Origin of the sequence: Ochrobactrum sp. EDr1-4 (assembly GCF_049199085.1) — a bacterium.
Classification (GTDB): domain Bacteria; phylum Pseudomonadota; class Alphaproteobacteria; order Rhizobiales; family Rhizobiaceae; genus Brucella.
In genome coordinates, this window is the sequence record NZ_JBLZOF010000010.1 from 114,185 (window position 1) to 124,308 (window position 10,124).

Genomic DNA, 10,124 nt, shown 5'->3' on the forward strand with positions numbered 1-10,124 from the left:
CGGTTCAATGCGGCATTATGCAAATCAGACTGGATTTTTGACATCTCAGTTTTTATATTTGCAATATTAATATTGAATAGTGTCACCTTATAAAAATCGACGCAACTGGTGGACATTCTAAATCTTAGCTCAATTGAAAAATGTCATTTCATTTTCACACCTGAAAGAGAAACAGTTGATTTATAGGAACTGTAGAGGCAACATGCTCTTGTTTCCTCTTGAGCGCGATATGGAGATAAATTCTTCACTTCAGCGATTGGGAATGGAAAATACGTTCTTTTCTTTGGCCGAAAGAGATTTCAAAATACGCAACTGAGAGGTCAGTTATAAATGTTGGATAATGATGTCTACACGTCTCCTGTTTCGCTGGAAGGCAAGGGAGACCTGGCAGAAAAGGCACTCCGAAGTGCAATTGTGAATTGCGTTCTGGCACCGGGAGAGCGGCTGTCGGAATCCGCACTTGCAAATGAATTTGCCCTTGGACGCGGTGCTTTACGTGCAGCACTTGCGCGCCTTAAAGCAAGCGGGCTTGTTTCATCTTCAGCGCGAAGCGGTTGGGTTGTTACGCCAATTTCTGCAGGAGAAATCCGCGAGTTGAGTGCAGCAAGACGGCACCTGGAACCTTTGCTTTTTGCAGCTGTACTTGATGAAGCTTCTATCCAACGGCTGACCGCGCTTGGTGAAATGCATTCTGCACTCACGCAGCGCAATGAACTTGGAGGCGACATTCTTCCGACAATCCGCCGCTATGAGCGCGAAATATTGGAGCTGCTGGCTACGCGTCTCAATATGCCGATTGTGTCGGGCTGGCTGACCGATCTTTGGGACCGCGCCGTAAGGCTGGTTAACTTCTTTGAGAAAACGGGGCGTGTCAGACTGATCCCTGCCAACCGTTCGCTGCTGATCAGCGCGATTATTGAGGGCCGCAAGAGCGAGGCTCTGGAATTATTTGGTGCTGCCAACACGGCGCTCGAAACCTATCTGCTCGACCGCTTTCTTGAATCCGAAGCTATGGTCGGCACGAAACCTGTCCGCCGCGATGCAGGCAAAAGCAAAACTGAAAAACAAACACGTTCAGAAGCAAACTTAGAGAAACCAGGGGCATTATAGATATGAAAGTAGCGAGCCGTTCGATCCGTTCCGCCATTGCAGGCCTCATTCTGGCCTGTTCACCACTGACCATGACCACAGCCTTTGCAAAGGATCAGCTGGTTATTGATCTCGTGAACGAACCCTCCTCGCTTGATCCACATAAGCAGTGGAACCCGGACAGCTACTACGTTTACCGCAACATTTTTGACAATCTGGTTACCCGCACAGACGAAGGCGAGATTGCACCGCAGATTGCGACCGAATGGAAATACAATTCCGATAATGAGATCGTCTTTAAATTGCGCGACGATGTTAAGTTTCATGACGGCTCGCCGCTAACTGCTAAAGACGTTGCCTTCAGCATCAACCGCATCATCAATCCTGCTTTCGCCAGCCCGCAGCTCGGTCAGTTCAACAAAATTGTATCGGCTGAAGCCTCCGGCGATCATGAAGTGATCGTGAAAACGGATGGTGCTTACCCGGCATTGCTTGCACAGCTTGTAAAGCTGTCAATCGTCCCTGAGAAAGTCGTTGAGGCAAAAGGCGACGATGCCTTCAATGCAGCGCCTGTTGGTTCTGGTCCTTATAAGTTTGTAAACTGGCAACGCGGTGTATCCGTAGCACTTGAACGCAATGACGATTACTGGGGCGAAAAAGGCGCTTTCAAAACCGCTGAATTCCGCGCAGTTCCTGATGCCGCGACCCGCATCGCCAATCTGCAATCTGGTACCACTGATCTGGCTGTTGGCCTCGATGCTGATCTTGCAACCCAGATTGAAGGTTCGGCCAATGCCAAGCCTTTATCCGTTCTGACCGAGCGTGTTGGCTATGTAAAACTTAACCCGAACCTGCCGCCTTTTGATGATAAGCGCGTCCGCGAAGCTGTAGCCCGCGCCATCGACAAGGAAGCCATTACCGAAGGTCTGCTGGGTGGGGTCGATAAGCCTGTCGCGCAAATGGTGACGCCATCGCATTTTGGTTACGTCGAAGGCATTGAGGGATATGATTATGACCTCGAAAAGGCAAAGCAGCTGATCAAAGATGCTGGCGCCACTGGTAAGGCCGTTAGCTTCGCAACCGCACCCACATTCGATCAGCGCATCGTACAGGCCGTCGCCCAAATGGTGGGTGAAACGGGGCTGACGGTTAATATCGAAACCACAGATATGGCGACGTATCTCAAGCGCGCGCAAAGCGAGCCAGCAAGCCAGCCCGCCATTGCGTTTGGACGCTGGTCTTGTGCCTGTCAGGATGCCGATGGCGTGCTCTTCCCGCTTCTGCATTCGTCCAGCTCCTGGTCGTCAACAAACAATCCTGAAATCAACAAGGCGCTGGAAGCCGCACGCGGCACACTCGACGAAAAGACCCGCCTTGAAAACTATAAGACTGTCAGCAGTTTCGTTGCGGAAGACGTACCGCTTGTGCCGCTTTATCAGGCCGCAATTATTTATGGCGCGGCAAAGCAGCTTGAGTGGAAGCCGACAGCCAATGAAAGCCTCTTCCTCAACCGCATGAGCTGGCAGGACTAGAGCGCATCCAGAGATGCACTCCAAACATGAAAGACTGGCGCAGACATGCGCCAGCCTGAAATAAAAATAACAAGGGAACGATAACCGCAATGCCAGCTTTTTTTCTGACCCGCATTGTGCAGGCTCTGATCGCCATTCTTGGCGTAATGACACTGATTTTCTTTCTGCAACGCTTAGCAGGCGATCCCGTTCTGCTGCTCGTACCGCAAAATGCGACACTGGCCGATATCGAAGCAATGCGCACCGCACTTGGCTTTGACCGGCCTCTTGCTGTTCAGTACCTCGAATATCTGCGGGGGTTACTGACCTTCGATCTGGGACGCTCCTATGTCCAGAACGTCTCCGTCTGGACGCTGATTGCAAGTCGATTGCCCTATACGTTGCTGCTAGCGGGAGGCGCGCTTGTGGTTGCGATCGGTCTTGGCATTCCATTAGGTATTATCATGGCCGTGCGTCGAGGACGCGCAGAATCTAAAGCCATTATGGGTATTGTCCTTGCAGGGCAGTCAATGCCGACTTTCTGGAGCGCAATCCTGATGATCATGGTGTTCGCGGTCTGGCTTGGATGGTTGCCACCATCCGGCGCGCGCGATTGGCCAAGCCTTATCATGCCGTCCATTGCACTCGGGCTTTTGTCCATGGCGACTTTCGCACGCGTTGCACGGACTGCCGTTCTTGATGAACTCGAAAAGGATTATGTGCGCACGGCTCATGCTAAGGGCGTGCCGGTCATGCGCATCGTCATCCGTCATTTGCTTCGCAATGCATCAATCCCGGTGGTGACTGTTGCAGCACTTGAGATTGCCAATCTTCTGGCAGGCGCCGTAATCGTAGAAACGGTCTTCGCATGGCCGGGGCTAGGCCAATTGACCGTACAGGCAATTGCAGCGCGTGATTTCATGCTGGTTCAGGGCGTCGTTCTCTTAGGCGCAGTGACTGCGATTGTGCTCAATCTGATTGCCGACGTACTTTACAGCCTGATTGACCCGCGCATTCGCATGGGAGGTCAGACATGACGTCCCTTACATCATCAAAAAGCACATTCGCCAAATGGTCGAAGAGATTACCCCTGTCGGTTTCACCTTTCCTTGCCATATTGATCCTGCTGCTGTTGATCGCTATTTTTGCCCCCTTTTTTGCTCCTTTCGATCCAAACAAGCAGAACTTGCTGGCTCGCCTCAAGCCACCGGGCTTTGAAAGCCGTGGTGTTGTCTACTATCTTGGATCCGATGAGCTTGGCCGCGATGTCTTAAGCAGGCTGATCTATGGTGCCCGGATTTCACTTTTAGTGGCTATTTCATCGGTCGTCCTGTCCGGCATTCTGGGCAGTATTTTGGGCATGCTGGCTGCTTTTTATCGCGGCTGGACCGAAACAATCATCATGCGGCTTGTCGATATGGTTTTATCCGTCCCGGCCATTCTGCTCGCGATCATTACTGTTGCCATTTTGGGGCCAAGCCTTGCGAATGTGGTGATCGTTCTCGCTCTCACACGCTGGCCACGCTATGCGCGTGTGGCTTACGGGCAGACGCTTTCGGTCGCCAATATGCCTTATGTACGTCTGTCTCGCTTCATGGGCGCAGGCTGGCTGCGCCTGTTATGGCGGCATATTCTACCGAATATTGCAGGGGCGCTTATTGTTGTCGCAACGCTCGAATTCGGCTTAATGGTCTTGTTTGAAGCTGGATTATCTTTCCTCGGGCTGGGCGTACAGCCACCAACTGCGAGTTGGGGTGCAATGCTTTCAACCGGGCGCAACTACGTCGCTTCGGCCTGGTGGATAGCGACATTTCCGGGCCTCGCTTTGTTCCTGCTTGTTCTGTCCATCAATCTTATCGGCGATCATATCCGCGACTGGCTCGACCCACGCGGCAGATAGGAGACTACCCATGAATTTCGAAAAAGAATTCAAAGGCAAAAAAGTCATTGTAACCGGCGCGGGTGGCATCATCGGCGGTTGGATTGCCACTGCTTTTGCCAAAGAAGGCGCACTCCTCTGCCTGACCGATCAGGATCAGGCGAAGATTGATGCGCGGATTGCCGAACTCCCCGGCGAAGGGCATTTTGGCATTGTCTCCGACCTCACCGACGGGGCTTCCATCTCAAGCTTTGCCAACGCAGTCGGTACACGCTGGGGTGCGCCAGACATTCTCATCAACAATGCTGGAATTTATCCGTCAGGCTTCTTGCTCGATATTTCGCTTGATGATTGGGACCGTATCATGGGCGTCAATTTGCGCGCACCATTCCTGTTATCGCAGCTTTTTGCAAAACAGATGATCGATACCAAAACGGCCGGTTCTATTGTCAATGTATCATCAGGTGCTGCGCGCAAAATGCGCACAACTGTCGTTCCTTATTGCACCTCGAAGACGGCCCTTGATCGTCTGACAAAAGGCTTTGCACTTGAACTTGCAGAATATGGAATTCGGGTTAATGCCGTCGAACCGGGCTTTGCGGCCGGAAGTGATGTGAGTTCGCTGTCCGATGAACACGTGAACACGGTGACGTCATCGATCCCTCTCGGACGTGCCTCTTCAGCCCCCGATGTGGCATCGGCTGTACTCTATGTAACATCGTCGGCAGCAACCTATGTGACCGGCGCCACAATGACGGTCGATGGCGGCAATTCCATCGGTTCATCGGCTGTTTTCCAGCAGAAAAAGAAGGCGCTATGATCGAAAAACTCGCCATCAAATCGCCATGGCCCGATTATCAATGGCCGTCTGGCAAGCAGTCCGCGACGTTGTTGTCTGTCGATGTAGATGCGCAGGTTCCGTTCATGTGGGCACATCGCGATGCGGTCCCGGATCGTTTGGCAACGCTTGAAATCCGAAGCTTCGGCCCCCGTACCGGGTTGTACCGGCTGGTCGACCTTTTCGCACGATACAACGTAAAAGCCAGCTTTTATGTCCCCGGACTGACCGCTGAAACCAACCCGGAAATTTTGCCAGCATTGTTTGAAGCGGGACATGAAGTCGGCCTTCATGGATATTTCCACGAGATCGTCGCCGATGTATCAGACGCGGAATTTACCGGAGCGCTTGAAGCAAGCATCGAATTGTTCGTTAAACAGACAGGCAAAAAGCCAGTTGGTTTTCGTTCGCCTGCATGGGAATTGACCCCACATATGCTTCGCGAAATCAAGCGTATAGGTTTGGCCTATGACTCGTCTCTTTCGGGCTTTGATCACCCCTATGAAATCGACGGTGTCACAGAAATTCCTGTGCAATGGGCAACCGACGATGCCATTTTCTTCAAGTTTGAGGGCGGTGGGCGCGACAAGTGGCCATTTCAGTCTGGACAGGCAATCTTGCAGGATTGGATTTCCGAATGGCGCACCCTTCACCGCTTTGGTGGGTTGTTTACGCTGACGGTCCATGACTGGATTTCGGGGCGTGCGCAACGCATCGCACTTTTAGAAGAGCTTTTGGACAACATAACCAGTCAAAGCGATGCATGGGTAGCAACTGCTGCGGAGATTGCAGCCCATCATAAAGCATCCGCCAATCTCGGATGTTTTGCTGTCGATGCAAATATCCCCGATGCCATTGGAAATCGTAGATTTGGACAGGCGAATGGCTGAGAGCTGGGCAATCCAGAAAAAGCAGAGCTTAAGTGAAGGCGGCATGGTTGCCTGCCAGAATTGGCTCGCTGCGGAAGCAGGCGCGGCTATTTTGCGTCGTGGTGGCAATGCTATGGACGCTGCCGTAACAACTGCATTGGTCTTAAGCGTGGTCGAACCGTGGCTTTCAGGCGTGGGCGGTGGCGGCTTCTTGCTTCATGCTGATGGCAAAAGCGGCACTGTAAATACGCTCGATTTCAATGTTGTTTCGCCGCGCAATATCGACCCAAACGATTATCCACTTGCTCCGGGCAGCGATGGTGACTGGTTTAACTGGCCGAAGGTGATCGCTGACAAAAACCTGATCGGTTATAGTTCGATCTGCGTGCCGGGTGCGATAGCCGGCCTTGCATCAGCATTGGAACGTTTCGGCTCAATCAGCTTCGCTGATGCGTTGCAACCCGCTATCGAACATGCGCAACGCGGTCTACAGATCGACTGGTTCACCACGCTCTGTCTTGCCATTGATAGCGAAGGTTTGAACCGCTTCCCTGCCTCAAGCGCCCTGTTTCTTGATCAAGGGCGTGCACCGCGTGTTCCTGAAACGGGGTCGCCGCGCCACATTCCGATGCCTAAGAAAGCAGCCATGCTTGAACGACTAGCAAAAGCTGGTGCGCGGGATTTTTATGAAGGCGAAATTGCTCAAAAGCTGCTCATAGATTTGCTAGATGGCGGTTGTCTCATCGACAAAAACGATCTCATCCATTTTGAACCGAAATGGAAAAAGCCGCTCTCTGTTGATTATCATGGCTCAACGATACATGCCATTCCCGGGCTTTCTGGTGGTCCAACGCTTAAACATGTTCTTGATGAACTGAACCGGACCCTACCCCAAGAAAATCCGCTTTCTGGCAAAACGGCGCTCGCCTTCGCGCGATCAATCCGCCGCGCATCTGAAGAGCGTTTGAGAACACTTGGTCATGGCAGCAATGGCGAAAGCTGCACCACACATATCAGCGTTGTTGATCGCGATGGCACAATGGTGTCACTCACCAACACGCTCTTGTCGCGCTTTGGTTCAAAAGTGGTTGCACCGTCGCTTGATCTTCTCATGAACAATGGAATGATGTGGTTTGATCCGCGACCCGGTCAGCCAAATTCGATTGCAGCGGGTGTCAAGCCACTCGCCAATATGTGCCCGATCATTGCCAGCAAAAATGGTGTACCTTATATCGCACTTGGTGCAGCCGGCGGCCGCCAGATCATGCCAGCAGTGGCGCAGATATTGTCCTATATTAACGTTTTTGGCATGTCGCCGGAAGCGGCGTTTCATGCGCCGCGTATTGATGGCAGCGGGGTTAAGCTACGCGTGAGTGAACGTGCACAGCCCGACGTGGCGGCCCGTTTAAACGAAGAATTTCCAGTCGAGATTATTGAGGATACGCTCTATCCCGTGAATTTCTCGATCCCTTCAGTTGTGATGCGTGAAGATGGCCACAATATCGGCATGGCACATCCTTACCATCCTTGGGCAGCAGTGCGCACGGAGGCAGAATGACGAAACCTGTGCTTACAGTCGAAGGGCTTGTCATCGAGATTGCCGGTCAACCCGTGGTGGATGGTGTCAACTTTCATGTCGATGAAAGTGAAATCCTTTCCGTTGTCGGTGAGTCCGGTTGCGGAAAATCATTGACTGCCTTTTCAGTCATGGGACTTTTGCCGAAGGTCGCAAAAGTAGCCTCTGGGAGCATTCGCTTTGGCGAAACTGATCTTTTGCGCGTATCTGACAACAAGCGGCGTCATCTTCGCGGCAACGATTTGGCGATGATTTTTCAGGAGCCTGTGGCTTCACTCAATCCGCTGATGAAAATCGGCAAGCAAATAGAGGAAAGCCTCATCGTTCATCGCAATCTGAGTGGTAAAGCCGCGCGCCATGCCGCTATTGCCATGCTCGAAGAGGTGGGGATTCCAGAACCTGAGATCCGGGCTGGGCAATACCCTTTCGAGCTGTCGGGCGGTATGTGTCAGCGCGCGATGATCGCCATGGCTCTGATCTGTCGGCCTAAACTGCTTATAGCCGATGAGCCTACAACGGCGCTTGATGTTACCATTCAGGCGCAAATACTCGATCTGATGAAGAAACTGCGCGACGAAACAGGAACTGCCATTCTGCTCATTACCCATGATATGGGCGTCGTTGCAGATATGGCTGATCGCGTAGCGGTTATGTATGCAGGGCGCGTGATCGAACAGGCTCCGGTTGAAGCGATTTTCGCTCAACAGGAGCATCCTTATACAAAACTTCTGCTCTCAACCATTCCACGACTGGAGGGGGCACCTAAAACCCATCTGCCAACTATTGAAGGTATCGTGCCCGACATTGGTTCATGGCCCGATGGATGCCGCTTTGCACCACGCTGTCCTATTGCCGAAGATTATTGCAGCGCGCAGATACCGAAACTATCGGCACGCATTGATGTTGGCGCCGCTGCCTGTTGGCGTTCGCAACATGTGGGAGCACTATTATGAGCGACACGCTGCTTTCTGTCGATAATCTCAAAGTTCATTATCCGATTCGCGGTGGCTTGCTGGGCCGTGCTGTTAATCACGTCAAAGCCGTTGATGGCGTTAGCCTCAATATTACTCGTGGCGAAAGTGTTGCACTGGTTGGTGAATCCGGTTGCGGTAAGTCCACGCTCGGCACTGCAATCTTGGGCATGACGAAAGCCACATCAGGCACAATCAGTTTTGATGGAAAGCCAGTTACGCATGGTCTTTCCGAAACCATACGCGGACTATCGCGTGATATTCAAATCGTGTTTCAAGATCCAGCTTCTGCGCTTAATCCGAAACTCACAATCGGCGAGAGCATCGCTGAGCCGCTTGCAATCCATAAGATCGGCACTTCAGCAGAACGTCGCGCCCGAGTTGCGGAATTGCTTAAACTGGTAGGGCTTCATCCAGAACATGCCACGAGAATGCCAGGTGCTTTTTCCGGTGGGCAAAGACAGCGCATCGTAATTGCACGTGCGCTTGCGCTTAATCCCAAGCTGATGATCCTGGACGAACCAGTTTCGGCGCTCGATGTTTCTATCCGTTCGCAGATACTTAACCTGCTTCTCGATCTGCAAAGACAATTTGGCCTGTCTTATCTTTTCATCAGCCACGACCTTTCGGTTGTGCGGCATTTTGCAGATCGTGTTGCTGTGATGTATCTTGGACGCATCGTTGAGACGGGCAAGACCTCTTATATTTTCGATAATCCTGCGCATCCCTATACGGAAGCACTGATTTCAGCCATTCCGTTGCCTGATCCCATCGCTCAACGCCAACGTAAGCGCATTGTCCTTCGCGGTGATCTGCCAAGCCCAGCCAATCCACCAAAGGGCTGCGGTTTTTCCACGCGCTGCCCGATTGCTTTCGACGAATGCCATCAACTGCCGCCGCCGCTCATTGAAGCTAAGGCGGCAAGGTATGTGGCTTGCCACGCTCGATAGTATCAGAGATGGTGTTACTTAACGCTACGGTCTTACAGCACCCCCGCAGACTTCTCCGGCTCATTTAAAGAGTGTTTGCATTTGCGTCATCATGCTTTTCCCGATTTCAGCATCTTATAGCTGCACTATTTCTGGATACCATTTCCTAAAGCAAAAAGCCCGCTCGGGGCGGGCTGTTTTTGGGTGTGTTTTGCCGTTGTAATGATAGGCAGGTAGGCTGGTTGATAAATCTGGGTCGTTTTTTTGGAGATTTTGGTTTTGTGTTCAGGATTTGTGCCGTTCGTGGTGCGATCGATAGTCGATTGATTATCGATTTTGGTTGAACGGGCTTCTCATGTAGCTTGTAGAGGCGGTATAGCTACGAATATGGCGTGTGCATCAAAGGTTTTAGTATTTTTTTTTGAGATTTTGGTTGCGGGGGCAGGATTTGAACCTGCGGCC

General features: G+C 51.9%; 9 protein-coding genes. All 9 read left to right on the top strand.

The annotated features are described in order from the left end of the window. Positions 1-330 precede the first annotated feature (330 nt). The 9 genes from ACOZHT_RS21405 to ACOZHT_RS21445 all read left to right on the top strand — a co-directional run bounded on the left by ACOZHT_RS21405 (position 331) and on the right by ACOZHT_RS21445 (position 9,683). A complete protein-coding gene (locus tag ACOZHT_RS21405) occupies positions 331-1,110 on the top strand; it encodes a GntR family transcriptional regulator (RefSeq protein WP_339512106.1) in 780 nt (259 codons plus the stop codon). Positions 1,111-1,112: 2 nt separating this feature from the next. Next, positions 1,113-2,621, top strand: coding sequence for an ABC transporter substrate-binding protein (locus tag ACOZHT_RS21410; RefSeq protein ID WP_421566527.1), 1,509 nt, complete (start codon positions 1,113-1,115; stop codon positions 2,619-2,621). A gap of 89 nt (positions 2,622-2,710) precedes the next feature. After that, positions 2,711-3,637: an ABC transporter permease gene (locus ACOZHT_RS21415; RefSeq protein ID WP_339512100.1), complete on the top strand. Its 927-nt coding sequence runs from the start codon at positions 2,711-2,713 to the stop codon at positions 3,635-3,637. Next, the gene (locus ACOZHT_RS21420) at positions 3,634-4,500 is read left to right on the top strand and encodes an ABC transporter permease (RefSeq protein ID WP_339512098.1); all 867 of its coding nucleotides are present in this window, start codon (positions 3,634-3,636) and stop codon (positions 4,498-4,500) included. The genes ACOZHT_RS21415 and ACOZHT_RS21420 overlap by 4 nt, the downstream gene beginning before the upstream one ends. Positions 4,501-4,510: 10 nt before the next feature. Continuing rightward, the gene (locus ACOZHT_RS21425) at positions 4,511-5,299 is read left to right on the top strand and encodes an SDR family NAD(P)-dependent oxidoreductase (RefSeq protein WP_421566528.1); all 789 of its coding nucleotides are present in this window, start codon (positions 4,511-4,513) and stop codon (positions 5,297-5,299) included. Further along, the gene (locus tag ACOZHT_RS21430) at positions 5,296-6,207 is read left to right on the top strand and encodes a polysaccharide deacetylase (RefSeq protein ID WP_339512094.1); all 912 of its coding nucleotides are present in this window, start codon (positions 5,296-5,298) and stop codon (positions 6,205-6,207) included. Before ACOZHT_RS21425 ends, ACOZHT_RS21430 begins: the two co-directional genes overlap by 4 nt. After that, positions 6,200-7,744, top strand: a complete 1,545-nt coding sequence (locus ACOZHT_RS21435) for a gamma-glutamyltransferase family protein (protein WP_339512092.1) — start codon at positions 6,200-6,202, stop codon at positions 7,742-7,744. The genes ACOZHT_RS21430 and ACOZHT_RS21435 overlap by 8 nt, the downstream gene beginning before the upstream one ends. Beyond that, positions 7,741-8,715, top strand: a complete 975-nt coding sequence (locus tag ACOZHT_RS21440) for an ABC transporter ATP-binding protein (protein ID WP_339512090.1) — start codon at positions 7,741-7,743, stop codon at positions 8,713-8,715. The genes ACOZHT_RS21435 and ACOZHT_RS21440 overlap by 4 nt, the downstream gene beginning before the upstream one ends. After that, positions 8,712-9,683, top strand: a complete 972-nt coding sequence (locus tag ACOZHT_RS21445) for an oligopeptide/dipeptide ABC transporter ATP-binding protein (protein ID WP_339512088.1) — start codon at positions 8,712-8,714, stop codon at positions 9,681-9,683. The genes ACOZHT_RS21440 and ACOZHT_RS21445 overlap by 4 nt, the downstream gene beginning before the upstream one ends. Positions 9,684-10,124 lie beyond the last annotated feature (441 nt).